Genomic DNA, 25,565 nt, shown 5'->3' on the forward strand with positions numbered 1-25,565 from the left:
CTCACGCGCCGGCTTGCACCGAAGGACCGACGAGCTCGCGATAGAGCAGAGCATCGTTGCTGGCGCCCTCCGAATTTATCACGAGCACGCGGGCTTCCGGGCCGAGTTCCAAAAGAGCGCGTTCTTCCGCGCTTTGGGCAATCTGGATCAGACCCGCCAGTCCTGCCGCCCCGCTCGCGCCGGCGACGACCGATCGATCCCCGCCGACCGGATGCGCGAGCCACCGCATGGCGCGAACCGCATCGGCCTCGTCCACGGTCATGAAGGCGTCCGCCAGTCGCGAGAGAATGTTCCAGGCGATCACGGAGGGTTTGTAGCATTCGAGCATCGACATGATGGTCGCCGGGCCGCTCTCCACCCCCACCAGCCGCCCGGCGCGGGCGCTTTCGAACAGACACGCCGCCCGCGAAGGTTCAACGACGATGGTCTTTGGCTTGGACGCGCCGAGCGCGTCTGCGAACCGCCCGGCGACGGCCGCCGCCAGACCGCCCACACCCGCCTGCACGAAGAAATGGGTCGGACGCTCCTGAAGCTGGCCGAGACATTCCTCGGCGAGCACCGTGTATCCTTGCATGACGATCCGCGGCACCTGCTCGTCCTCCTGCGAGGCGATGTCGGAAATGAGCGTCCATCCCAGCTCACGGCTCGCGCGAGCGGCGGCGGCGACGGCGTCGTCATAGGTCCCGTCTACTCGAACGACGCGCGCACCGCGGCTTGAGATGGCGGCCAGCCTGGGACCGCTGACCCGTTCCGGCGCGAAAATCACCGCGTGGCATCCGGCCCAAACCGCACCCTGGGCCACGGACAGGCCGTGATTGCCATCCGTGGCACAGGTAACTGTCGTTTCGGCGGAAATTGTCCTCACTGCCGGATCATCGAGGTCGCCAAAACCGATTCGGCGGCCGAGGCGACGGGAGGCCGCTTCGCTGATCACGCGTGCGACGGCGTAGGCACCGCCGAGCGCCTTGAAACTTCCCAGCCCAAGCCGGTCGCCTTCATCCTTGAGCCAAAGCGCCGATATCCCCAGGTTCGAGGCCAACCCCGGAAGTGATACCAAGGGGCTGGGACCGGAGGCCGAGTGGAGAGCCGCGAACGCGGCGGCGTCCTGCGCCGCTGCAGCGGTCAGAATCCGCGCGTCTGCTTCGACCAGCGGCGCACCGGCTTGGGTGAAAGTGTTCAAGACCAGCATATGACCGCCCTGCTCGCCTGTCCGTGACTGCTCGCCGAGACGAGGATCGGATCTGCACCGCTTCGCCAGTTACCAACATGAAAAACTTGCAGTCAATGCAAAACTTGCAGACAGTGCAATTCCAAGCGTTTCGGTGGCCACGGCGATATCCCGCCCGGCGAGGGTGCGCTGCAGCGAGCGGGCGAACGTTGAATGAGAACTGCGATCATTGCTCTGGCCCTTGGATTGACGGCGCCGCTGGCTGCTTGGGCAGCCCCCTCTCCGGTCGGGGTGGCGATCGATGCCGCGGCGCACCGGTGGCTGGCCACCACCGGAGCGCCATCCGTCTCCGTCGCCGTCGTGAAGGACGGTCAGATCGTTTACGAAAAGGCCTACGGAGCGGCCCGTCTCTTCCCGCTGCAGCACCCGACGACCAGGACACGGTACGCCATCGATAGCGTGTCCAAGGAGTTCACCGCGGCAGCACTGCTCTCCCTGCAGGAAGGCGGGAGGCTGAATATCGACGACAAAGTGGCGAAGTATTTTCCGGATTTGACGGGTGCCCGAGATATCACCATCAAGCAGCTATTGAGCCATACAGCCGGATACCGGGACTACTGGCCTCAAGATTTCAATCCGCCCGAGATGACTCGGCCAACAACGACCGCCGCCATTTTAAGCGAATGGGGCAGGAAGCCGCTTGATTTCAAACCGGGGATGGACTGGCAATATTCCAACACCGGCTTCGTCATCGCGGGCGCGATCGCCGAGAAGGTTTCGGGCGAATCCCTGATGGCGCTGCTGGAAACGCGAATTTTTCGCCCGTTGCACATGAACGACGTCGTAGAGCACGACACGACCGCGCCCGGGACTACGGACGCCGCCGGCTACACCCGGTATGGGGAGGGGCCGATCCGGCCAGCGCCGAGAGAGGCGGCAGGCTGGCTCTTCGCTGCGAGCGGATTGGCGATGACGCCACACGATCTCGCGCTTTGGGACATCAGCCTCATCGACCGATCGCTTCTGCAGCGAAGCTCCTACGATGCGTTTTACAGACCAACAATACTCACGAATGGCCGGAACACGCATTACAGTCTCGGGCTTAACGTCGTCACCGACCGGGGCCGTCCAAGCCTCGGCCACACGGGGGGCGGTTCGGGATTCCTCGCCGCCAACCGGCTTTGGCCAGGCGACAAGATCGCCATCGTCGCCTTGACCAACAATGACTGGGCCCGGCCGGACTCGCTGGTCGACCGGATCGCGTTTCTGGTGTTGAAGCCCGATCCTGCCGAGGCTCGGGCCTTGGCCGTCTTCGCGGATTTTCAGCGCGGCGCGGTGAATCGGAACCTGTTCACCGCGAACGGCAACGCCTTCCTCACCCCGGCGGTGCTTGCAGATTATCGGTCCGGTCTTGCACCACTTGGAAGGCCGCTTCAACTGACCCTATCGAGCGAGACCCTTCGTGGGGGCATGCGGACGCGAAACTGGAAGATAATCACCGCGAAAGGCACTGCGGATGTCACTGAACGGGGATTCCCGCAAGGCAAGCTTGAGGAATTCATGGTCAGCGCTGCCCGGTGAGGTGAGCCGGTCCTCAGCGCGCGGCCGCCGCTTTCCGGCGTCGCGGCGCGGCAACCGCCGGCCGGATCGAATTCTCGACTTTTTGCACCGCAATCGACTTGTTGTCGGCCGACTCGGCTGCGATTTGGCGCTGCCCCCCCGTGCAGATCGAAAGCGTCCGGCACGGCCCTTCGGCGGCGGCGAGATAGGCATGGCCCATTCCGCTGTCAAAGAAAACAGAGTCGCCAACTTCCAGCTTCAGCGGCTCGTAGAGATCCGTGCAAAGTATGATCGCGCCGCTCAAGACAACCGAAAATTCTTCTCCGGAATGTCGGATGAGCTCGCCGAACTCCTCCATCGAGCGCACATGATGATCGACGAACATCGGTACGAAGCTTTTGTTCAGAAGCTCCGAGGCGGGATAGGTGTGCGTATAGGCCTCGGAGGATATTGTTCGTCCCTCACCGGCCCGGGTGATGCTGCGCCTTCCGGTCGTGGCCGCCACAGGCTGCTCCTCCACCCCTTGAGCAAATAGAAGGCTGATATCGACGTCCAGCCCGTCGGCCAATCGCGCCAATTTCGGATAGCTGAGATTGATGCGGTTGTTTTCGATCCGCGAAAGCGTCGGTACTGAAAAGCCGGTTCGCCTGCCGACCTCCCCAAGGGTCCAGCCCTTGGCGAGCCGCAAGTTCTTCAGGGCGAGTCCTGGCTTTGCGGTTGTTTTCATTATTGCTGCTCCCGTTTCGCCAGCAATCCTATTGCAGGTCGGTATATGAAGCCAACAACCCGCTCGCCATGGAGGCGAGCGGGTGCGGCCGATTTTCATTCGCTCGGCCATTCGGCGACCGGGCGCGGTATCCACTCAATACTTATCTAATTCATCGGCAGTCGACGCCCCCTAGTAACTCACCGTGATATTGACCCCGTACGTCGTCGGCTGGATCAAGCTCGCCGCGTCATAGCTGCCCGGGTAGTTCGGATTGATCACCTGCAAGAAGGTGATCCCACGCGAGTTATTGATGTTCTTGGCGAAGATCGACAAGTCGTAGCGGTCGTAGTCGACACCGGCGCGAAGGTCCAAGACATTATAGCTGGGCAGTTGAACCCGTGTTGACACCGTGGAGTAGTCCGTCAACTCGTCGCCGTTAAACCGCCAATTGGCGCCGACGAACGGTCTCCAGTCAGACCCGATGAGCCAGCTATAGGTGGCGCCGACCGCCGCGTTGACTTGGGGAACCCGTGCAAGCCGATCGCCCGTCAGGCCACCGATGCCCGGAGCATCCGCCGTCAGGCGCGCGTCGACATAGCCCAAAGAGCCATTGAGCGTAAGTCCGTCGAACGGCGTGTAGTTGGCGCTGAGCTCGACGCCTTTGCTCACGGCCTGTCCGCCGTTTTCGAGCACGAAATAGCTCAAATTGTTCACGAAGACGGTCGTGCCGAGCTGAATGTCGGACCAGTTGATCCAGAAACCGTCGAAGGAATAGTTGAGCTTGCCGTCGAGAAGCGTCTGCTTGATGCCGGCTTCGTAACTGACGATGGTTTCCGGCCCAAACGCGACGGGGACCGCGCCGGGAGCTCCGGGTACGACCGGGTTGGGGCCGCCTGGATTGTAACCGCTGGCGATCCGCGCATAGACCATAAGATCGTCGTCGAACTTATAGCGGGGGTTGATCAACCAGGTGAAGGAGCTGTCGCTGGAGGTTCTCGTCAAGTTGCTGTTCACCTGGGCGACGCCGGTTCCGATCAGCGAAAAATTCTGATTGTTGGTACCGTAACGTCCGCCGACAAGTACGTCGAATTTATCGGTGACGTTTACGCGCACGTCGCCATATCCGGCGTATTCGGTGTATCTCGCAAGAAGGAGACTGTCTTCGATCGCAGGCAGATTTGTCTGGACGACGCCGGTGTTTATGTTGATCGGGACAAAGGACTGGAATTGATTGTTCCGCTGATGATCGAAATAGAAGCCGCCCTGCCATTCGATGAATTGACCGGTCGGCGATTCGAGTCTGACCTCGTCCGTCTCCCGCTCCGTGTGCGTCATGGTGCCGTAGTAACCGCCGAGGTCGGTGGCGCCAAACGCCGCATCGAGCGACGCCGGAGCCGGTCCGTTGTTCTGGTCCGCGTGGTCGTCGGCCGACAAAGTGTCGTAGCTCGAGACTCCGAGCAGCTTGGCCCAGCCGAAGTCGTAGCTGACTGTAAGGCTGGCCACCCGGTTTTCATTCTTTCCAATCTCATTCGCGTAGCGGCGCTCGATATCTGCGCCGTAGATCGGCCTGAGATCCTGCGTGACGTCTTCAACGTTCTGGTTGTTGCTGTGAAGGTCCTGCACGAGATAGGTCGCGTCTATGGTCAGGTTGTCGGTCGGCTGCCAGCGGAGCGCCGCGCGCACACCCTTCACGAAGGCGCCGTTGTCATTGCGTTCACCCAACACCGGATTGTTGATGTAACCCGGGTCTTCGCGTTGGTAAGCACTCGCGCGCAGCGAGAGCTCATCCTGGATGAGCGGCACGTTGACCATGCCGCGGAAGGCATCGCCCTCGCCGCCACCGTCGGTGGATTCGTACTCCGCCGAGGCACGAGCAGCGAATGAGGTGGGGTCCGGCGGCGTTGTGACGTACTTGATCAATCCACCGAGCGAATTGGCCCCGTAGAGCGTGCCTTGGGGGCCACTAAGAACCTCCACTCTTTGAAGATCCGCGGGATCCAGATCGGGCGTTTCGATGCCGGCGTCCGAATAGCCCGTCGATGAGCCGTAGGGCGTTTCATCGATGTAGATTCCGGTGGTCGAAGAGTTTGAACCCGTCGCGATGCCGCGAATGACCGGCTGTGTGTTGCCCGGGCGGATGGAATTGAAGGAAACGCCAGGAACCCGCGTCAGCCAATCTTCGAATCTGTCGGCATGCGTCTGAACGAGATCCGCGCCCGACAACGCCGTCACCGTCGCGGGGACGTCCAGGACGCGTTCAAGACGCTTCTGCGCCGTGACCACCACTGTTTCAATGACCGACGTCCGGTCGGACTTCGAGTCGTCGGCGCGCGTGCCAGCATCGGCCGCCTGAGCCTGCGCGCTTAATCCGTAAAGAACAGCGACGCTCGATGTCGCGGCCAATAGATATGTCCTACCGAGGATACGCATTCCCCCCTCCATAAGTTTAGACTCCAACCCACACCCCAACCACCGGACGGCCCAGGCAAGACGCATCGGCCGGCACTGTGCAGCGCCCCCAAACCGTCCGCCGCAATCATGGCGTCCTGTCGTTGCATGTCGCCACGCAACATTTGCATATTTTGCATAATTTTGCAGTTTGTGCAACTCGTTGATGACGACATTTATCGTGCGGTCATCACTTTCCATCGGCGCGGATGGCCCCGCGCAACACGCCGGGGAGAATCTGGTCAACCAATTCGTCCGCGACGGGACCATTGCTGAGAACGGCGAGGCTCAGGCCCAGACGCGGAAACGTGACCATGTCCGCCGTGAAGCCGTTGATGGCACCGGGGTGCTGGACGAATTTTTCCCCCTCCAACTCGTCGACGATCAGCCCCATTCCATAATTGCTGGTTGGGGGCTTCTTTGGCGCCGGCCTGGCGTTGGTGGATGCCAAATCCCCGTTCTTCAATCGCGACGGCTCGAGCATCAGCGCCAGACTTGCCGGCGTTATGACGTCTCCGGCGAATAGCGCGCGATGCCAGGCCAGCAAATCCTCGGCCGTCGATCTCAAAGCGCCCGCCGCTCGCGGGATCGACATCGAGATGAAAAGCGCATTGTGGAAATTTCCCGGTCCCCAGACCTCGTAGCCGGACGCGCGGTGTGGAACCACGTCCGACACCCGATCCACCACGGTGGATTTGAGGCGGGCGCGATCCAGAACTTCTCGTTTCAGATATGTCGAATAGGTTTCGCCGGTGACCTTCTCGATCACGGCCCCCAGGAGCACAAATCCGCTATTGCTGTAGCTGTGCGCGGTTCCCGGCTCGAAATCGTATTCCACCGCTTGCTTCGAGAGATACGCAACGAGCTTGGCAAGGCTGATATCCTGGCTCTGCAGCATCGTGTACGGAAACAGGTCCGCGGTGAAATTGTGCAATCCGGAAGTGTGTGTCAGCAGCTGCCGAAGCGTGACGGCAGCCGCGTCCGGGAAGTCGGGGATGAACCTCGACAGCGGATCGTCCACCGCCAGCAACCCCTGCTCCTGCAATCGTAGGATCGCGGCAGCCGTGAACTGCTTGGTCATCGAGCCAATGTGGAACACCGTCTCCGGCACTACCGGCGTAAAGCACTCGAGGTTCGCGCTCCCGAATCCTTCCCGGAACACCGTACGCCAGCCATGTGCGATGGCGATCATCAGCCCTGGCGTGGCGCCCTTTGAGATCGTATCCGCGGCGGCCGCACGGACCTCGGCGAAAGACGGGTCAAGCGACGCCGCTTTGCTTTTCACCGCCGTGGCGGCGGCAAGACCCGCCGCTCCCGCTACTATGCTCCGTCGACTGAGCTCCATGATGTTGCGGCCTCCTTCGCGTATTCATCCGTTTCGGTCAATTCACATAAGCGCTGAACATGCCGACAAAATCGTACATGGCGAGCGACAACACCGAGACCACGGCGAGCGCCGCAAGATGGCCGCGCCCAATCCAGCTCCACCAGGTCGTGGGATGAGCGGGGCCACTGAGGACCGCCCACCAGAGGAGCACTGCGGCAGGAAGCGTCAAAGCGGCGAAAGCCTGCGAGGTGCGGACGGGCCAAAGAACGCCCCACAAATAGGAATGGTCGACCGAACCGCTCGCATACAGGATCGCCGGAGGAGCGCCCACCGCTACCGCCAAAAGCAGCGCGCCCCCCAAACCCATGCGCGACCGGCGCGCGCCGCCCCTCGCCCAGACGGGATAAAGGAATCCGGTTAGGCCGGCGGCCAGAAGTGCCGTCAGCACCGCCATCGCGATCGCAGGATCATCCAGCCAACGCACCCGCTCGAACCCGCCGGGAGCGATGTTCGTGGTCATGATCATGCGCGGCGACGTGGGATCAGGGGTGAAGGCGACCACGCTGAGCCCGGCCGCAAAGATGCCCGGGGAGAGTTCTCGCGCCGGCCCGTCGCCGCCGATCATCAGACCCGCCTGGGTATGGCGGACCTTGATCGTTCCCTCGTCGAGCAGGGTCATGAGACGCCCAAAGCCCTCGTGTTGGCGCCGCATCGTCAGGTAACTGCCCAGATACCCGTCCCATCGGGATGTCCACTCCGTCCGGCCGCGCGGGGGCGGAGCCAACGCTTGAGGATTTCCTGGGGACAGGAGCGTCGCAAAGAACGCGCTGGCGGTCGGCATCAACGGCAGCGGTTTGTTCGCGCCCTTGTGGACCGTGACGTCCCAAGTCGTGTGGCAATAGAACAGCCCCGAATTGTGTTCGAAGGCAAAGGCCATGAAGCAGCGATGGGGACCGAGCGCCCCACTGTGCTGGACGAGCACCTTCGAGCCCAGGGGATTGAGCTCGAATATTATTCCGTGTACGGCGGTCCGACCGGCGTTCTGGCGCTGCACCGCGAAGATGTCGCGGCGCATTTCCTCGGTTATCGTGCCGCTTCTGTCGTTGCCGAGAAGCGCGATCATATAGCGGGCCATATCCGAGGCCGTCGCGATCAGGCCCCCGGATGGGGCGGAGTCGTAGCGCGCGAAGAGATAAGGAAGATTTTCGCCCGTCTTTGGGATGAAGGCCTGGAGCAAGTGCTTTGGGCGGCGTCCGTCCGTGATGAAGCCGCTCGATGCCATCCCCAGCGGCCGAAGAATGTCGCGCGTAACGCCCTCGACATACCCGATCCTCTCCACGTTCGAGACCAGGGCACCCAGAACATCGATTCCGTAATTCGAATAGGCAGGAAAATCCCCGGGCCGGCGAAACAGAACCGGCATGCTCGCCTGGAGCGCGGCGGCGCTGAAGGGCCCTTTGGGCGGGGTTCCGCGGTATCGGTCGAACATGGACTCATCCAGCCCACTGGTCTGGGTGAACAGATCTCGGATCGTGACCTGTCGCGAGCCCCAGCTCGGAAGACGAACATCCTGGAGATAGCGGTTGGCGGGGTCGTCGTAGTCGCGAATGCCGCCCTTCAACTTCAATCGGGCGACCTGGACGGCGGTGAAGGTCTTCGTGATCGAGGCGATCGGAAACAGCGTCACGTCCGGACGAACGGCCACGCGCGTGCCGGGGGCCTCGATCCCATATCCTTTGGCGAACCGAACCTGTCCGTCCCGGACGAACGCGATGACCGCGCCGCTCGTGCGACCGTCTCTTACGGCTTGGCCCAGAATCGTGTCGCCCAGATTCTCCATTGCCCGATCGTAGGCGGCACCCTGCGGCTGCGTTGTCGCTGCCGTCGCCGGCGACAGAACGAGGGCACAGGCAATCAGTCCGAACCTGAGGTTCATCGGTTGCCCCATGGCTGAAAACACGACTGCGCCGCCCGATGGTCGATGAACGAAGACTTTCGCACCGCGCTTGCCTCAGAACCAAGTCGTGACGACAGACACGACGTTGTAGCGATCATCGACTATCGGAATGGCGCGCCATTTATCGAATGTGGTGCACGGATGGGAGATGCCGAAGCACAACAAGTCGCCCACCTGAAGCGGCGAGGAGGCGGGGAATTCCAGATGGGCGTGCTGGTCGTTCAGGGCGATGACCGTGTGGTTCTCCGGGAGCGCCTGCGGCTCGCTGTGGAGGTCTCGCCGGAACCAGCGCAGCGGCTTCGGCAGGTCGATGTCGTAGGATGCATCCCGCTTGCCCAGCGTGGCGTAACCGCGCGTCGGCTCGGGACGTGACTGAAGGTGAGCCCAAACCTCGAGCGCCGGGCGGGGGACCGGTTCGCCTTGGGTAAGTTCGGGACTGCGATGGCGCATCCGCTCATGGAAGCCCGCCAGCCACCCATCGTCGTGGGTCAGATAACAGCCGCTCCGAACAAGAATGCGGGTTGCGTCCCCGGTTTTCGCCCGGTGAAGAGACAAGGCCGCCATGTCGTAGTAACAGGAGCCGCCGCCGCTCAAGATGATCGGCTCCTCCCGAAAATAGCCTCGAACCGACATCGCTTCCGCCAGTTCGACCGTCTGACCGAAAAGCATCGTGATCGCCTTTTCGATCTCCAGCTGATCGGCGCCGGGGACGATGCCTTCGTAGGTTTCAACCCCTCTAAGCCTGAGTTTGGCGCTGTCCATTACGGCCGCCGCCACACGCAGCCCCTCCGCGACCGAGCGAACGCCGGTGCGGGCACCGACTTGCCCCATCTCCACCAATACGCCGAGACGCCGGTCGGGGACGAACGACAAGCCGCGCTGAAGCAATTGGACGCTTTCTACGGAGTCCACGAGCACCATGAGCTCGAGTTCGGGATATCGGTTCAGCGCGCCCGACAGGAGCCTGAGCTCGGCGGGACCGACAACTTGATTGGCGATCAGGATTCGTCGCTGCCCGTGCAGCAACATCGCCTCCATCTGCTGGACCGTGGCGGCCGTCATTCCCGCGGCGCCATCCTCGAGCTGCCGCGCCATGAGTTCGGGACTCATGGTGGTCTTGCCGTGCGGCCAAAGCTCCGCGCCGGTCAATTCCAGAAAGCGCCGCATCGCGGAGGAATTGGCCGCGAGCGCGGAGCTTTTCAGAACCGCACATGGCAGCGTCAGGTCGCCGTTGAGCAGGTTCCAATTCTGCGCGCCGATGGTCTGCGTTGTCGGCCATGGGCCATGAGAGGCCATGCCCTTCAACCAAGGGCCCAAGACTTGTTCAGCGGGCGCCATGGACCGAAGCTCCGCAAGGCTCCCGGCCCGCCAACGATGGGAGATGATGCCACAGGGCTTCGGAGGGAATGCCAACCTCGCCGGGCGGCGACAGCCGGCAGGTACGCTGATTGCGCGTCATGCGAACACGATCCGTCATTTCCCTTCGTCCGACGCCCGTCGTCGAGCGATTTGTCGGTGTTGGGAACGGCGCCAGAGTCCGCCCGCTCCAGCGCAAACTTGGCCATCGCCAGATTTGCATGTCAAGCAACTTATGTGAAAACTTGCTGTTTTGGCAATAATATAGACAACGAATGCGCAGCCGCCGCCACGGTGCAGCCGCGCGCGAAGGCGGGCGCTTAGTGAAGATGCGCGTTGAAGAAGTCGGTCGTGGCGGAAAGCAAGGTCAGCCAGCTGCGGTTCAAGAGAAAATCGTGCTGCTCTCCGGTGAAGACCAATTGTTGCCTATCGACGGAACCGCCGCGCAGCGCGTTCCACAACTCGACGGACTGCGAGAAGGGGACATCCTGATCTCCATCGGACTGCGAGAGCAAAACGGGAGACCGCCAACCGCTCACATCCGAAACCACGGATGATTTCCAAGCGATATCTCTATATTCCGGCGGCAGCCGGTCACCAAGCCAGCTGACCCAATCGTGCACGCCGGCGAAGTCGACACCCGCGGCGTATTGCGACGGTGCGCGGGCAAGCGCAAGAGCGGTCATCAACCCGCCATAGCTCGCGCCATAGACTCCGATGCGCTGCGGGTCCACATCGGGCAATCCGGCCAGGTAATTCGCGGCCGCCTGCGCGTCCAAGAGCTCGCTCGCGCCCAGCGGACCAAAGCCCTTGGCTTCGCGGAAATCCATCCCATACCCCGTCCCTCCCCGGTAATTCACCGAAAGCACGAGATAGCCCTGGGACGCCAGCAGCTGGTTCATGGCGTACATCTCGGAATAGGCGTGCATCGGGTTCCAGCCGAGCAGCATCTGGCGCTGGGGACCGCCGTGAAAAAAGACGATTGCCGGTCCGCGCGAGGCGGAGCCGGGCCTCGTGGTCGGCAAGAACAGCTGCGCGTGCACCTGGAGACCATCGCTCGCCGTGAACACCACCGCTCGCGGCTGCACCAGCTTGATGCCCCCGTTCGGGCTCCATTCGATGGGATCCACCGTCTTCGAGGCGCCGGCGGCGACGATCGCCGGGTGCAGCGGCGTGAAGGCGTCGCCTTCCATAAGGGCGACGTCATGGCCGAAGAACTTCGGCGAATCGTACACGTCCGCCGCCTCGCCACGGACCAGTTGATCCCTGCCCGAAAGATCGACGCGGGCGACCTGGTAACGATCCAGGTCGCCGCGGTTCGACATGTACAAAATCGACTCTCGGTCCGGTGATGGCTCGCTGGTGAAGACTTCGAATTCGCCCTGAACAAGCGGTGTGACGCCGCCGGATTGGATGTCCAGCGCGTAGAGATTGAGCCATCCATTCCGTTCCCAGGGAAACACGATGCGGTCTGCCCGCATCCACCGCAGGGATTGCGTGGAGGACTCCAAGCCACGGAACACGCTGCCGGGTCCCGACGGTGCGACGAAGACTTGGCGGCCCTGCCCGGTCGCAGCGTCGGCAATCCATAAGGCCCATGGCGGACCGGACCGCCCGACCAGGAAATCGCCCGCGCGCCGCTGGTCGCTCCGAATCCACGCGATCTGACGACCGTCCGGCGACCATTCCGGCTCGCGGTCATATTCGAAGGATGGCGACATCAAGCGAAGCGTCCGCGAGCCGACATCGAAGACGCCGATGAGAGCATGGTCCTTTCGCTTCAGGACCATCGCCAGCTTCGAGCCGTCCGGCGACCACAGGATTTTCAGTACCTCCCCGGCGCCGGAGACCTGATAAGGGCGGCCCGCCCCTTCGAGCGAAAGGAGCCATGCCGCTTTATCCGGGGAGATGTAGGCGATCAATTGCCGCCCCGGCGCCGCGGCGGGAGATCTGCCAAGTGCGATCTTCCGTGCATGGCCGCCGGCCGCCGGGACCGTCCATATCTCCGCAGCGGCCGGCGGATTGGGTTGGTCGAGGAGATCGGCAGCGTTGCCCTCGTCTATGGCGGTGCCCCGGACGAACACGAGTCGGTGGCCTGCCCACGCGATCTGTCCGGTCTGCATGCCGGCGTCGCCGGCGAAGGCGGTGACCTGCTGCGAGCGAAAGCCTCCCGAGCGCAAGGCGGTCGCGACGAAAACATTTCGTTCGCCGTTTTTCTCCAATACCCACGCCAGCTTGCGGTCCGTTGGGGACGGGACCAGATCCGATGCAAACGGGAAGCTCGTCATCTCCGCCACGAGCGCCTGCGTTCCGAGGGGTGCAGTGGAAGCGGAACCGGCCGAAATGACCAGTGCCGACGACATGACGAAGCAAGCCAGGGTTCGGGCGATCATCAATCGAAGCCTTCTTGCAAAGGTTGGGCAGCGCCGGCTTTGCTGACGCTCTTCCAAACCCCAAAGGTTAAAACGGGGAGGACATAGATGAGCAGGAATACGACGGCCAAGATCCGGTAGCCCTTGGCGATCAGAGCGACGAGGCCGACGCGATCCGCGACGACCATCGACGCGGTCAGGAGCAAGGCGGCGACGGCCAACTTCTTCGCCGGCGTAAACGCCCAACCCCGCCAATCGTAAACCTTGCCAATGCGCGCGTTAATCGACTGGACGGCGGCGGTTCCACCTTCCAGCAGCGCGCAGAAGACCATCGTCTGAAAAACGTAGCGCAAAAACGGCATGCCGAGGCGCACCAGGATGAAATCCGAGGGAAGCTTGGCCGCCCCGATGGAGGGGTAGAAGGCGCTCATGCAGAGAAAGAAAGCTATCGCCGGCGCCATCGCGAGGGGACCGGCCAAAGCACCGGCGATGAGGGCGTCCCGACGGCTGGTCAAGTGGCGCAGCACCGGAAGGATCGCCACCGCGGCCAACATATTGTAGCTGGCATAGGCAGTTCCTCCCGCGACCCATCCCGTTGTCGGCGTATGAAGCGTGAGCGCCCGTCCGATCGCGCCGCCGAACCGCCAAAGCGAGAGGAGGAGAAAAAGCCCGTAAACTGCGTAGAGGAAGATGCTCACATACTTGAAGAGGCCCTCGACCGCATTTTGACCGAAGGCAACCACGGCCGCGATGCACATGCCGAGGACAAGCGTGCCCACCCATAGGGGCGCGCCGAACAACGCCGCTCCGAGCGCTCCGGCCGTGGCACCGAAAACCGAGAGGATAAGGATGAGCGTCAGGACATAGGCCAGCTCGCAAATCGGCGAAAGAGGTCCCAGAAGATTGCGAAAGAACGTATCGTAGTCGCGACTGGCCGTGACGAAGGCGAGACAGAAGCTGGCCATGCCAACGCAGCTCCAGATGACCATCGCGAGAACCATGCCCATCAGGCCGCCGACAGGGCCGCTCGGCAGAAAGAATTCGGCGAGTTCGCGCCCGGTCGCGTAGCCGCCGCCGATCACCACCGCCTTGAAGGCAAGGCCGGGAAGGACGAACCGGTCAAACCACTTGCGCCAGCCAGCCACCGCCATCAGGGCACCGACAGGAGATCCGAGGCCACTCTCAAGCAGCCAACGGCAGTGAGGCGCCGCAACGCCTCGGGGAGATGGAAAGCGAACTTGGATGCCATGGCGTCAGTCGAAGACGATCCGGGGATGCCGCAGATGTATCTCACCGTAGCGACGAATTACTCGACACGCAATCGAGTTTTTCGCCTTGACGCACCTTGCGGATCGGCGATCAGACCGGCAACGATTTCCGGCATCGCCGTCGGGAGCGCGAGAGCGGGCATTTCTATCGGATTTTCGCGGCGCTCGAGGATCGGCGGTACGTAGTTGAAGAGATAAGAGGTGGCGGCCCGCTGGGCTTCCCGGCGGGCGAAATCCGAGACATGTCCCGTCTCGCTCAGCGAAGAACGCCAGATGGCGTCGCTGATGCGGGTGGCATAGGCGAAGACACCGACCTCGTCCTTAAATCGCGGCCTTATGAACTGCCGATCGACGGCTTGCCGGATGCGTTCCGCCGCCTCCAAAATTCCCGGTTCTCGACCCGCATAGACGTTGCCGGGAATCTTCCATGTCGAAAAGAGCTGCAAGAATGCGAGATCCGCCTCATACGCGCTGATGAGTGCCTCGCTGAGATGTTCGTACACCTCGGGCCAGGTCTCCGCCGGCTTCGTCAGCGCGGTGACGGTGACGAACTTATGCCAGGGGCCGGCATAGTCGATCAGCTCGGCAAACAACTCCATTTTACCCGGAAAGAAGTGGTAGCAGGATGCCAGGGGCATGTCGGCTTCGCGTGCGATATCCTGGTAGGTGATGTCGTCTATGTACCGTTGACGGACAAGAATTAGAGCCGTCTCCAGGAGAAGCTTGCGGCGCGCATCGCCCCGCGCCTGCCGAAATTTGCGGCGCGGTCTCTTGATGTCGGTCGTAGAGGCACGGACCTTGCGCATTGCGCATCCTTCGATGGCTTAGGCGGATTGTCGCCGACCTGCCATGGCGCCCGCAAGCTGTCCCGGATCGGCGCGAACCATAACCGCACCCGACTCGATTCCGCCGAAAAAAATACGCTGGCGACCGAGAGGGGGCGACTCACCGGGGTGCGGCTCGCCCTTGCGCGATTCATCGCACTTCGACCGACAGTCCGAAATTTTCAATGGGAATCAACTAGGCCTCTCTCTGTGCCGACCCGTTCGGGCGCATGCACGATTCCATATTGAATTCGCTGGCCGCGCCTGAGAAACTCGATATTATTTCAGTTTCTCCCACCTTAAGTGGCGGGGCCGCGCGAAAAGGACCGAGCATGACCGCCAAATCCCCGGAGCACCTCTCCAAGAAGGTCCTGGTGGGATATGCCATGGGCTCCATCGGCACCGGAATTTTCAACACCGTGCCCAGCATTCTGCTGCTTTTCTACATGACCGACATTCTCGGCTTGCGCCCGATCATGGCGGCCGCAGCAGTGGTGGTGCCGAAGGTCCTGGCCGTCTTCACGGACCCGCTGATGGGCGCCCTCTCCGACCGCACCCGCAGCCCTTGGGGCCGCCGCAGTCCATGGCTGCTGGCAGGCGCCATCCTCTTGTCGTTGAGCTTTGTGTTTCTGTTCCGGGCTCCGGCGTTTCCAGACCCCATGGCGCGTTTCGCCTGGGTCCTCTGCATCTATGCGATCAGCGCCACCTCCTATTCGGTCTTCGCCGTTCCGTATGTCGCCATGCCGGCCGAGATGAGCGACGATCCGAATGAGCGAACCAGGATCATGAGCTGGCGCATGTGCTTTGTCGTCGCCGGCGTCCTGATCGGCGCGGCGGGCGCACCGGCGGTCGTTCAAGCCTTGGGATCGGGGGCCAAAGGCTATGGCGGAATGTCGCTCCTTCTTGGCGCGATCACCGGCTTCGCCATGCTGACGGCATTCTTTGCGTCGAGATCCGTGAGGCAGACGGCGGCACAAAACGGAACTCCGGGGTTTCGCGCCGAGGCGGCCAAGGCGATCGGCGATCCCATTCTGCGCCACCTCACGGCCGCGTTCATCATCCAAGTGGTCGCCACGAGCATCTCCGGCGCCGCGATGCCGTATGTCGCCACGCACCTGCTCGGCAAGAACGCCGGATTTATGGGCGGCCTTTACTTGGCGCTCGTGCTGACGAGTTTCTTCTGCATCCCGCTTTGGGCGGCGATATCCGCACGCATCGGGAAGCGCCGCGCCTTCGTCATCGGCGCGCTCATTTCCGCCGGAACGGCGATGAGCCTTGTGTTCGTGCATCCGGGCTATCCATCCTGGTTGCTCATCGCCCAATTTGTCGTCTCCGGTTTCGGCTTCTCCGGCCTTCAGGTTCTCCCCTTCGCGATGCTGACCGATGTGATCCAGCACGACGCATTGATGCGGGAGGGAAGACGGGAAGGGCTCTACACCGGGCTTTGGACGGCGACGGAGAAAGTGGGGTTGGCGCTGGGCCCCCTGGTGACCGCTTGCGCGCTGGCGCTCGGGGGATATGTCGGGGGTGCGGGCCAGGCCGAACCTTCCGCAGCTCTCGCGGCGATCCTCGTATCGGTCTCGGTCGTTCCGGCCGCCCTCTTCGCGCTGTCGGCCCTGATCATAAGCCGATATCCCCTGACGGAATCCAGACTGGCGGAAATCAGAAACGCCAACCTTGAAGACAGTCTGAAACCGGCGTAGCGGCCGCCGTGCGGAGATCGGCCTCCATCCTAGCCGAGGTCGAACGCTCGCTGCCGCTGCCCCAGGCTATCAATGCTGTTGGCGATCAGAAGCTGGAGCAGAATTCGACTTTTTTGCGGATTCAACGCGCCGGCGGCGAGGAAGCCCAGCGCGTCGTCGTCGACTTCGACGTTGCGATCGACCCGGCCTTCGCCGAGCCGGGTCGACCGAACGACGGCGATGCCGTCGCGTGCCGCTGCACCAAGGCGATCGAGCACCGCGGCGGGGGCATTGCCGTTGCCGAGACCGGCCAGGACGATGCCGGCCGTTTTCCTTCGCGCCAGCGCCGAGACTATGGACGAATCCATGCCGGCATGGGCGTAGACGACATCGACTCTCGGCTCCGCGCCAGGGTCGAACATGCGATATCTGTCCCGGCGGACCGCCCCCGGCGGCGGCGCGAAGAAGAATGCCCCACTGGCGGACACCGCCCCAAGCGGTCGTTCGGGGAAAGAGCGAAAAGCTTCCGGCGGAGCGTTGCTGACCTTCGTTGCGGCGCGCGCTCCGTGTATGGCCCCGCCCATGACCACAAGCACGCCCCGATCCCGCGCAGCCGGCAGCGCGGCGAGGCGGATCGCATCGGCGAGGTTGCTGGGTCCATCCGCATCGTCGGCGTTGCTCGGCCTCATGGCGCCGACCAAAACGACCGGCGGCCCGACCGGAAGGACCAGATCGAGAAAATAGGCGGTCTCCTCCAGCGTGTCGGTGCCGTGCGTGATCACCACCCCATCCGTCGCTTTGTCGGACAACGCCGCGACCAGCCGGTCGTGGAGACGGTGCCAGACGGCGGTGTTCATATCCTGCGATCCGATGTCCGCCACCTGCTCGCTGCGGATGTCGGCGAAGGCGCCGACCTGCGCCTTCGCGATCAGGCTCCCCACGCCGACTTGACCATAGGCATAGCGCCGCGGACCGGACATCGCCGTTCGGGCCGCGATGGTCCCGCCCGTCCCGATTACCAGTATCCGCGGGACAGACGGTGCGCGGCCGCCGATCATCCGGCCGATCCGCCGATGACCCCGCTGTACAGTCCCGGATCGACGTTTGAACCCGAAACCACCACGGCGAGCGCACCCGTGCCCATTTTGCCCTGTCCCGTGAGCGCGGCAGCGAGCGCCACCGCCCCACCGGGTTCGATGACCAGCTTCATTTTTTCGAAGGCGAATTTCATTGCCGCTCTGACCTGGTCGTCCGTCACCACCAAACCGCCGGAGAGCAGGCGCTTGAGGATGGGGAATGTGAGTTCACCCGGGCTTGGAGCCAAAAGCGCATCACAGATAGACGTTGCGCCCTTCGAGACCGTCTCGCGATGCCCCGATTTCAGCGACATTGCGGTGTCGTCAAATCCGGCGGGTTCCACCGCGTAGACGTCCGCATCCGGCGCCAGATCCTTCACCGCGGTGGCGACACCTGCGACGAGACCGCCGCCGCCGCAGGGAACGAAAACGCCGGCAAGCAGAGCACCGACGTCATGGACCTGCTCCACCAGTTCGAGACCGACCGTCCCCTGCCCGGCGATGACGAACGGATCGTCGAAGGACGGCACCAGGGTTGCCCTCCTCTGCACCGCCAAATCGGCGGCGATCTGCTCACGCGAGTCGGTCGAGCGATCGTAGAACACGACCTCGGCGCCCAGGGCGCGCGTATTGGCGATCTTGATGCCGGGAGCATCGGCAGGCATGACGATGGTCGCCGGGATTCCCAGGAGTCGCGCGGCCGCCGCCACGCCCTGCGCGTGATTTCCCGACGAGTAGGCGACGACGCCGCCGGCTTTCGCTTCGTCGTCCAATCGCGCCAGGCGATTGAAAGCGCCTCTGAATTTGAATGAGCCCGTTCGCTGCGCGCCCTCGAACTTGACCAGGACGCGCCTTCCGGCCCGCTCGTTGAGAGCTTCGAATTCGAGCAGCGGCGTACGAACCGCGACGCCGCGGATGAGAGCGGCAGCAGAATGAATTTCATGCGGTGAGATGGCGAATGACAGAGACACGCAAACCTCGCGCTGGATGGCGGTGAATCAATGGAATGAGCTGTCGCCGAACCCTGGTCTTTCAGGGCGCCTCAGCCGGCGCCCCAGACGACGAGATAGCCCAATCCACGGGCGCGATCCGCAGGGCGCAACCCGTTCGCACCGGCGCATGGGGGTCGCGAAGAAAATCCACATAGGTTTGAAGGATGCATGGATTGCCCGACGCGAGAACGGAGTGCGAGCTGGAGGGATCGACAACGAGGTTCGGATGGTCGAGGTGAAGGGCGATCGCCTCGGAGTATTCCGTCGGACAGATGGGATCGTAGCTGCCCGATAGGAGAAGCGTGGGCAGATCGCTTTGCACCGGGCCGGTCAGCTCGGGCGGCGTGGGGCGGACCGGCCAGCTTGCACACCGCCGAGCGAAGTCCCATCCCTCAGGGCGGATGTCGGCTTTGATATCCTCCGGCCACGGGTTCTTATAGGGGACGCGGGCCTCCTGGACACCGGGAGAGGGATTGTCATCTCCGCACAGCGTCGCCGCGTTCAGGCCCAGCGCCGAGCGGCGCGTTGGGTCGAAGGGCCCGTATCCCTCGCTCTCCGCCGTTTCCCGAGACGCGAACAATGTCGCGTAGTCCTTCCGCGCGGCCGCATCGACGAGCATCGGCGTGAACCGAAGCGAGAAGCTGTAGTACATGGTCAGATAGAGGCGATCGAAGATGCGCGCCGCGGTGACCGGCTGGCCTTGATACGTCTCGGGGCTGCGTTCTGCATCCCGCATCGTGGCGATGAAGCGATTGCGAAGGTCCGGGTAGGCTTTGTTGCACGCCGGATCGGCCTGACAGTCGTCGAACACGCGCGCAAAGGCGTTCAGCGTCGATGGCCGGGTCCAATCGTATCCGGCTTGCATCGTATCGCCGGAGTCCAGCGTCACCGAGCGCAAGGCTTCCGGATAGAGCCTCTCATACTGAAGGGCATAGTAAGCGCCGAAGGAAACGCCGAGCACGTTCCAAGGACCCAGGCGCAGCGCTCGGCGGAGCGCCTCCACGTCATGCGTGGATGGAATGCTGCGGTATTGTTCGACGTCGACACCTTGTGCCGTCCAACGTCGGTAGCACGCGGCCAGGTCGTCGACGCCGTTGCACGACAGGGCCGGTTCCGAATAGCCGTACCCGCGAGACTCCACCACGATGATATCCCGGTCTCGCCCGGCCGGGGAGGAGGCGATCAACGGCAGGGAAAAGAGCGAAGACACTCCCGGGCCGCCGGGCAGGAGAACGATCGGATCCTTGAGCCTCGCCGCGCTGTCGGCCGCAGCCACGGTGGCGACGAGGATTCGGATACGCTTCGAGCCCGCCCCCAAGCTCCAATTCTCGGGCACCTCCAGGGTGGAGCATCTGACGCGCGCCGGGGCGTGAAAGGGGCAAGCGACCGGAGCAAGTTTCGCGAGAGACAGGTCGACCGTCTCAGGCGCGGCGGTCGCGCCGCCCGAGATCATTGCCGCGGCCCCTAGCACCGCAATCGCCACCAAACAGCTTGCCCGCAAACCCATTTTCAACAGTTCCCCGTAGAGACGATGCGCCGCGCATCCCAAAACATGGGACTGCAGCTCTGCAATTTTGTAAAGCTGAAAATCGTGAAAAACTCGACTCATATCGACTTTTTCACATGACGATCCGGACCGGCGCGAACTCCACGGACTGAGCCGCGCCCGACTTCCTCCGTAGTTCACCGCCAAATATGACGTCTTTATCGATGTGGCATGGGCCGAAGGCGCGGGCTGCCGCGGCTTTCGAAATTTCGGACATGATATATACTCGATGATGCATCGTGTATTAGGCTGGCCGACGAAAGATCAGGGAGGGGACGAATCGTGACCATCGAGGAATTGCTTCGCCTGGAGCAGGCAAGGCTGGGCGTTGAGGTCGGGCCGTCACGCTGGCGCGACGTCCGCCAAGAAGACATCAACGCGTTCGCCGTCTGCACCGATGATCCCGATCCGATGCACATCGATGTCGCGTGGGCCAAGAGATACAGCCCCTTTGGCGGAACGATCGCCTTCGGATTTTGGACGATCGCGATGCTCACGACTCTTCTCGGCGAACTCAGCCGCATGAGCCATCGCCCTTCCCTGCCACACGAGGAACTCATCGGCATCAATTACGGCTGCGACCGTCTTCGCCTGATAGAGCCCGTGCGCGTCGGCGCCCGCATCCGCGCGCGGGCCACGCTCGTCTCCGTCGAACAGCCGGCGCCAGATCGCATTTTGCGCAGGACGGATGTGACGGTGGACGTGGAGAATGCCTCGCGACCCGCCTTGGTGGCGCGCTGGCTGTCGGTCTCCCTCATGCCCGAAAAGGGCGTTCGCCTTGACGGCTTTCGGCGAGCGAACGCATGACCGGGGCGCCTTCCGACCTCACCGTGTATGGCGCGCTGCGCCTGATAGAAGACCAGGATCCCGTTCACACAGCCGTGGTCTACAAGGACCGGCGGTGGACCTATCGGCAGCTTCGGTCGGAGGTCGACCGGATCGCCGGAGCGCTGTTGGCGCGGGGCGTGGTGCGCGGCGACCGCGTGGCGATGCTCTGCAGCACCCGGATCGAATACTGGACGACGTTCCTCGCCACGAGCGCGATCGGGGCGATCTGGGTCGGGCTGGGATTGCGCAACAAGCTCGATGAGTTGAGCTTCGTCGTCGGAGACGCCGAGCCGCGCCTCCTGATCTCCCTCTCGGAGTTCGAAGGACGCGACTACCGTGACGATCTGCGCGCAATCCGCGACATCACCGCTTCGATTGCGGACGTCGTCACGATTGATGGCGGCTTCGACGGATCGCTGTCGTGGGAAGACTTTTTGGAGCACGGCGGGAGTGCCGCCGCTGTGAACGACGCGGCTTTGCTCGTCGACCCCGACGATCCGGCCATCATCGTCTATACCTCCGGCACGACGGGACGACCAAAGGGCGCCCTTCTCAGCCATTACGGCTTGGTGGCAGGCAGTCGTGCGCAGATGGAACGATCCGCGGCCGCGCGTCCGGTGCAGATCAATTCCTTCCCGATCAACCACATCGCCTGTGTCGGCGACATCAGCCTCACCAACATGGTGGCGGGAGGCACGACCATCCTGGCCGAGCGATTCGACCCGAGGGAGCAATTGGAGATCATCGAACGGGAACGGGTCACCGTCTGGGGCGGAATTCCCGCGATGGTCCAGATGACCTTGGCCGTTCCCGACTTCGATCGTTTCGATCTGTCCTCGCTCAAAGCGGTCGGCTGGGGCGGCGGCGCCATGCCGCGCGACGTCATCGAACGGCTTTCAACCCTCGCGCCACGCGTCGGCGGCCTCTATGGCCTGACGGAAACGACGTCGAACGTCACCTGGACCGACGCGGGCGCGCCGCTCGACGTCCTGGTTTCGACGATCGGAAAGCCGGGCTCCGCCTTCCCCTGCCGTGTCGTGACCGAGGATCGCCACCTGTGCGGCGTCGGCGAGGTCGGGGAGATTCAGTTCAAGGCCGAGACGAATATGCTGGGCTACTGGAAACAGCCGGACGCAACGCGGGAGGCCTTCACCGAGGATGGGTGGCTGCGCACCGGCGATCTGGGGATTTGGCGCGAAGACGGCAACCTCACCCTCGTCGGCCGCCGGATCGAGATGTACAAGTCCGGTGGTTTCAACATCTATCCGAGAGAGGTTGAGATCGCGCTTGAAAGCCACGCCGCAGTGGAAGCGGCGGCGGTCGTTCCGAAAGCGGACCGGCTTTACAACGAGGTCGGGCATGCTTTCGTCATGCTGCGCGGCGACACCAGACCCACGGCGCACGAGCTTGATGTGTTCCTCAGAACCAAGCTGGCGAATTACAAAATTCCCAAAACCATCCAGATCGTCGACGCGCTTCCGATCCTCGCAAACGGCAAAATCGACAAGGTCGCGTTGCGGAAGGACGCGGCTGCGGGAGAGGGACCGGCCTGAATGCGGATTCGTAGTCTTCTGTACGGTTGTGCGGGCATGGCAGCCATTGCCGTTCTCTCTCTGACCACGGCCTTCGGCGGAGCGGTACAAGCGCCGGCGGGGACCCTGCTGGGCTTTTCTCCCGCCGGATCGGACGGTCAGCGGGCGCTGGAGCGCATCTTCGACGCGGGCTTGAGCGCCGAGGAACAGCGCCGGTGGATGAAAGCCTTGGCATCCAAGGCCAACAGCGTCGGCACGCCGCATGACCGCGCCAACGCCGAATGGATGCTGGCGCAGTTCAAGTCGTGGGGCTGGGAGGCCCATATCGAAACCTTTTATGCCCTGGACCCGACACCGGTGGCGGAGAAGCTCGAGCTTCTGGGCAAGCATCCGTTCACTGCCGCTTTGCACGAGCCGCCGCTGCCCGGCGACGCCTCTTCGGCGCAAACCGCCGACGTGCTGCCGCCCTACCTGGTGTACCAGGGCGATGGAGATGTGACCGCCGAGGTGGTCTACGCCAACTATGGAATGCCGGAGGACTACGAGGCGCTGCAGCGCGCCGGGATCGACGTCAAAGGCAAGATCGTCATCACCCGATACGGCAATGGGTGGCGCGGCCTCAAGCCTCAGCTGGCTCAGGAACACGGCGCCGTCGGCTGTTTGATCTACTCGGATCCCGCGGACGACGGTTACGGAACGGACGACCCGTATCCCAAAGGCTCGGGGCGGCCCCGGCAAGGCGTTCAGCGGGGATCGGTCCAGAAGGTCATGGTGTATCCGGGCGATCCTCTGACGCCAGGCGTTGGCGCCACGAAGGACGCCAAGCGGTTGACGCGGGAAAACGCGCCGACGATTTTGAAGATACCGGCTCTTCCCATCTCCTACGGCGACGCGGAGCCGCTTTTGGCGGCGATCGAGGGGCCCGTGGCGCCCCGCGGGTTCCGAGGACAGCTGCCGCTCACATATCATCTGGGGCCTTCCAAGGCGAAGGTCCATCTCCTGGTCCGGTCGGATTGGAGCCTGAAGCCCATCTACGATGTGATCGCCACCATCCGGGGCTCCGAAGCGCCCGACCAATGGGTGATCCGCGGCAATCACCACGATGCCTGGGTGTTCGGGGCTTGGGATCCCCTGGCCGGCACCGTCGCGCTCCTGGGAGAGGCCAAGTCGATCGGCGGGCTATTGAAGACCGGATGGCGCCCGAAACGCACGATCGTCTACGCCAGCTGGGATGGAGAGGAGCCCGGCATGATCGGTTCCACCGAGTGGGCCGAAGAGCGCGCCCTGGAGCTGTCACGCAAGGCCGTCATCTACGTCAATTCGGACGACAATGCGCGCGGCATACTCGGAGCGGGCGCCAGCCATGAACTTCAACGGCTCGTGAACGAAGCGTCCGCCGACGTTCGCGATCCCGAAACCGGAGCGTCCGTCCAGGCACGCTTGCGGGCTTACATTCAGGTGCAGGGGCTTACCGACCCAGACCTGGCAATGGTGGCGAAAATGATCGCCGGCGGCGGCGACATCCCGGTCTATCCGATCGGCTCGGGATCCGACTATTCCGTCTTCCTGCAACATCTGGGCGTGCCTTCCATCAATCTCGGTTATGGCTATGCCGGCGAGGATGGGGACGCGGGGATTTTTCACTCGCTCTACGACACCTTCGAGCATTTCTCCCGCTTCAGCGATCCGACCTTTGGATACGAGGTCGCGCTTTCCCAGACGGCGGGCCGGCTCGTGCTTCGGGAGGCCGACGCCGCGGTTCTCCCGCTGCAGTTCCGCGCCTTTGCCGGAATGATCGCGGCCTATGTGGATGAGCTGAAGGCGCTTCAAGGCAGTCTGAAGAGCAAGGCGGAGGCGCAGGACAAGCTGATCTCGGCGCACGCCTTCACCCTTGCCGCCGACCCGATCAAGAAGACGTATCGGCCGCCGGAACCCGAAGCCGCGCCGCCGGCGCTGGACTTCACTTCGCTCGACACCGCGGTGACCCGGCTGGAGGCCAGCGCCATGGCTTATGACTCGGCTCTGGCGGCGAGCGGCGGCGCCCTTTCACCGGACCGGGCGGCCAAGCTCAACGGCATCCTGCAGAACATCGACCAGAGCCTCCTTGACTCCGACGGTCTGCCGGGGCGGCCCTGGTTCCAAAACCTCGCTTACGCCCCGGGACTTCTCAGCGGATACGGCGTCAAGACGCTGCCCGGCGTGCGCGAAGCGATCGAGGGGCGCCGATGGACGGAAGCCCAGACCTACATCGCGCGCACGGCCAAGGCGCTGGAGGAGTATGCGGCGCGTGTGGATGCGGCCGCGGCCGTGCTCGCCAAGAACTGAGCCGACGAAGCGCGAAATGGATCAGCAGACGCGTTGGACCAAGCGCATCGCGGCGATGGAAGAAAAGCCGACGACGCCGAGACTTCGAGCTCGCGTCATGACCGCCCCACGCTCGCGCCCAAGGTGACGAGAAGCTCGTCCAGTTGCTCGAACGCCTCGCCAAACTCACCCACACTCTCGGAGGCGATGGCCTCGTCGAGAGCTTCCTTCGAGGGATAGCGGTCGTGCATGACCACCAGGGTCTCGGCACCGCGTTCTTCAAAGGTCACCGTGGTGACGGGTCCACCCTCGCCACCTTCGTCATTCGTCCATACGAGGCGGGAGGGCGGCGTCACTTCGATATACTTGCCGAAGAACGCCACGGGCTGCTCCGAGGCAGGATGGCCGAACACGAAACGGTAGGTGCCCCCCGTACGAACATCGGCCTCGCAGGAAATGAAGGATATCCCAATCGACTTCGGCGCCCACCACCGCTTGAGCAGCTCGGGCTTGGTCCACGCCTCGAACACGATCCGCGCCGGGGCGTTGAAGGTTCGCGTAACGACCAGCTCACGCCCGGACGTCCGTTCCACCGTCGTGCGGTTCTTCATGGGGG

At 63.2% G+C, this 25,565-nt stretch carries 18 protein-coding genes; 5 read left to right on the plus strand and 13 right to left on the minus strand.

Annotation, left to right across the window (positions count from 1 at the left end):
• Nucleotide 1 precedes the first annotated feature (1 nt).
• A complete protein-coding gene (locus WDM91_11255) occupies nt 2-1,189 on the minus strand; it encodes a diaminopropionate ammonia-lyase (GenBank protein MEI9995163.1) in 1,188 nt (395 codons plus the stop codon).
• Nucleotides 1,190-1,381: 192 nt separating this feature from the next.
• Here WDM91_11255 and WDM91_11260 point away from each other — a divergent pair, with 192 nt between their 5' ends.
• On the plus strand, nt 1,382-2,749 hold the full coding sequence (locus tag WDM91_11260; GenBank protein MEI9995164.1) for a serine hydrolase domain-containing protein: 1,368 nt from the start codon (nt 1,382-1,384) through the stop codon (nt 2,747-2,749).
• Between the two features lie 13 nt (nt 2,750-2,762).
• Here the strand turns inward: WDM91_11260 and WDM91_11265 are convergent, their stop codons facing one another.
• The 8 genes from WDM91_11265 to WDM91_11300 all read right to left on the minus strand — a co-directional run bounded on the left by WDM91_11265 (nt 2,763) and on the right by WDM91_11300 (nt 14,971).
• Complete coding sequence (locus WDM91_11265) at nt 2,763-3,455, minus strand: XRE family transcriptional regulator (protein MEI9995165.1); 693 nt, start codon at nt 3,453-3,455, stop codon at nt 2,763-2,765.
• A 171-nt stretch (nt 3,456-3,626) separates the two neighbouring features.
• Nucleotides 3,627-5,867, minus strand: a complete 2,241-nt coding sequence (locus WDM91_11270) for a TonB-dependent receptor (GenBank protein ID MEI9995166.1) — start codon at nt 5,865-5,867, stop codon at nt 3,627-3,629.
• A gap of 208 nt (nt 5,868-6,075) precedes the next feature.
• Entirely contained in the window at nt 6,076-7,230 is a 1,155-nt protein-coding gene (locus tag WDM91_11275) for a serine hydrolase domain-containing protein (GenBank protein MEI9995167.1), read from the minus strand.
• A gap of 37 nt (nt 7,231-7,267) precedes the next feature.
• On the minus strand, nt 7,268-9,148 hold the full coding sequence (locus WDM91_11280; protein ID MEI9995168.1) for a serine hydrolase: 1,881 nt from the start codon (nt 9,146-9,148) through the stop codon (nt 7,268-7,270).
• Between the two features lie 75 nt (nt 9,149-9,223).
• Complete coding sequence (locus WDM91_11285) at nt 9,224-10,507, minus strand: hypothetical protein (GenBank protein MEI9995169.1); 1,284 nt, start codon at nt 10,505-10,507, stop codon at nt 9,224-9,226.
• Between the two features lie 338 nt (nt 10,508-10,845).
• On the minus strand, nt 10,846-12,918 hold the full coding sequence (locus WDM91_11290) for a prolyl oligopeptidase family serine peptidase (GenBank protein MEI9995170.1): 2,073 nt from the start codon (nt 12,916-12,918) through the stop codon (nt 10,846-10,848).
• Nucleotides 12,918-14,048: a hypothetical protein gene (locus tag WDM91_11295; protein MEI9995171.1), complete on the minus strand. Its 1,131-nt coding sequence runs from the start codon at nt 14,046-14,048 to the stop codon at nt 12,918-12,920. The genes WDM91_11290 and WDM91_11295 overlap by 1 nt, the downstream gene beginning before the upstream one ends.
• A 155-nt stretch (nt 14,049-14,203) precedes the next feature.
• On the minus strand, nt 14,204-14,971 hold the full coding sequence (locus tag WDM91_11300; protein MEI9995172.1) for a TetR/AcrR family transcriptional regulator: 768 nt from the start codon (nt 14,969-14,971) through the stop codon (nt 14,204-14,206).
• A 263-nt stretch (nt 14,972-15,234) separates the two neighbouring features.
• On the opposite strand from WDM91_11300, the gene WDM91_11305 reads away from it, so the two are divergent.
• Nucleotides 15,235-16,692 (plus strand): MFS transporter, encoded by a 1,458-nt coding sequence (locus WDM91_11305; protein ID MEI9995173.1) that lies wholly within the window; start codon nt 15,235-15,237, stop codon nt 16,690-16,692.
• A gap of 29 nt (nt 16,693-16,721) precedes the next feature.
• Here WDM91_11305 and WDM91_11310 read toward each other — a convergent pair whose 3' ends face one another.
• The 3 genes from WDM91_11310 to WDM91_11320 all read right to left on the minus strand — a co-directional run bounded on the left by WDM91_11310 (nt 16,722) and on the right by WDM91_11320 (nt 20,348).
• Entirely contained in the window at nt 16,722-17,729 is a 1,008-nt protein-coding gene (locus WDM91_11310) for an asparaginase (protein MEI9995174.1), read from the minus strand.
• A complete protein-coding gene (locus WDM91_11315) occupies nt 17,726-18,718 on the minus strand; it encodes a threonine/serine dehydratase (GenBank protein ID MEI9995175.1) in 993 nt (330 codons plus the stop codon). The genes WDM91_11310 and WDM91_11315 overlap by 4 nt, the downstream gene beginning before the upstream one ends.
• Before the next feature lie 61 nt (nt 18,719-18,779).
• A complete protein-coding gene (locus WDM91_11320) occupies nt 18,780-20,348 on the minus strand; it encodes an alpha/beta fold hydrolase (protein ID MEI9995176.1) in 1,569 nt (522 codons plus the stop codon).
• A 219-nt stretch (nt 20,349-20,567) separates the two neighbouring features.
• Here WDM91_11320 and WDM91_11325 point away from each other — a divergent pair, with 219 nt between their 5' ends.
• The 3 genes from WDM91_11325 to WDM91_11335 are packed head-to-tail and all read left to right on the plus strand — an operon-like array spanning nt 20,568 to nt 24,970.
• Nucleotides 20,568-21,092, plus strand: a complete 525-nt coding sequence (locus WDM91_11325; protein ID MEI9995177.1) for a MaoC/PaaZ C-terminal domain-containing protein — start codon at nt 20,568-20,570, stop codon at nt 21,090-21,092.
• Nucleotides 21,089-22,666, plus strand: a complete 1,578-nt coding sequence (locus WDM91_11330) for an AMP-binding protein (protein ID MEI9995178.1) — start codon at nt 21,089-21,091, stop codon at nt 22,664-22,666. Before WDM91_11325 ends, WDM91_11330 begins: the two co-directional genes overlap by 4 nt.
• 36 nt (nt 22,667-22,702) lie before the next feature.
• Nucleotides 22,703-24,970 (plus strand): transferrin receptor-like dimerization domain-containing protein, encoded by a 2,268-nt coding sequence (locus WDM91_11335; protein ID MEI9995179.1) that lies wholly within the window; start codon nt 22,703-22,705, stop codon nt 24,968-24,970.
• 95 nt (nt 24,971-25,065) lie between these two features.
• Here the strand turns inward: WDM91_11335 and WDM91_11340 are convergent, their stop codons facing one another.
• A complete protein-coding gene (locus WDM91_11340) occupies nt 25,066-25,560 on the minus strand; it encodes an SRPBCC family protein (protein ID MEI9995180.1) in 495 nt (164 codons plus the stop codon).
• Nucleotides 25,561-25,565 lie beyond the last annotated feature (5 nt).

It is taken from the genome of Rhizomicrobium sp. (genome assembly GCA_037200385.1).
Lineage (GTDB): Bacteria > Pseudomonadota > Alphaproteobacteria > Micropepsales > Micropepsaceae > Rhizomicrobium.

Bases quoted from the DNA above. Each gene is read 5' to 3' on its own strand.
- WDM91_11255 (MEI9995163.1), bottom strand. From the start codon at position 1,189: ATGCTGGTCTTGAACACTTTCACCCAAGCCGGTGCGCCGCTGGTCGAA.
- WDM91_11260 (MEI9995164.1), top strand. From the start codon at position 1,382: ATGAGAACTGCGATCATTGCTCTGGCCCTTGGATTGACGGCGCCGCTG.
- WDM91_11265 (MEI9995165.1), bottom strand. From the start codon at position 3,455: ATGAAAACAACCGCAAAGCCAGGACTCGCCCTGAAGAACTTGCGGCTC.
- WDM91_11270 (MEI9995166.1), bottom strand. From the start codon at position 5,867: ATGCGTATCCTCGGTAGGACATATCTATTGGCCGCGACATCGAGCGTC.
- WDM91_11275 (MEI9995167.1), bottom strand. From the start codon at position 7,230: ATGGAGCTCAGTCGACGGAGCATAGTAGCGGGAGCGGCGGGTCTTGCC.
- WDM91_11280 (MEI9995168.1), bottom strand. From the start codon at position 9,148: ATGAACCTCAGGTTCGGACTGATTGCCTGTGCCCTCGTTCTGTCGCCG.
- WDM91_11285 (MEI9995169.1), bottom strand. From the start codon at position 10,507: ATGGCGCCCGCTGAACAAGTCTTGGGCCCTTGGTTGAAGGGCATGGCC.
- WDM91_11290 (MEI9995170.1), bottom strand. From the start codon at position 12,918: ATGATCGCCCGAACCCTGGCTTGCTTCGTCATGTCGTCGGCACTGGTC.
- WDM91_11295 (MEI9995171.1), bottom strand. From the start codon at position 14,048: ATGGCGGTGGCTGGCTGGCGCAAGTGGTTTGACCGGTTCGTCCTTCCC.
- WDM91_11300 (MEI9995172.1), bottom strand. From the start codon at position 14,971: ATGCGCAAGGTCCGTGCCTCTACGACCGACATCAAGAGACCGCGCCGC.
- WDM91_11310 (MEI9995174.1), bottom strand. From the start codon at position 17,729: ATGATCGGCGGCCGCGCACCGTCTGTCCCGCGGATACTGGTAATCGGG.
- WDM91_11320 (MEI9995176.1), bottom strand. From the start codon at position 20,348: ATGAGTCGAGTTTTTCACGATTTTCAGCTTTACAAAATTGCAGAGCTG.
- WDM91_11330 (MEI9995178.1), top strand. From the start codon at position 21,089: ATGACCGGGGCGCCTTCCGACCTCACCGTGTATGGCGCGCTGCGCCTG.
- WDM91_11335 (MEI9995179.1), top strand. From the start codon at position 22,703: ATGGCAGCCATTGCCGTTCTCTCTCTGACCACGGCCTTCGGCGGAGCG.
- WDM91_11340 (MEI9995180.1), bottom strand. From the start codon at position 25,560: ATGAAGAACCGCACGACGGTGGAACGGACGTCCGGGCGTGAGCTGGTC.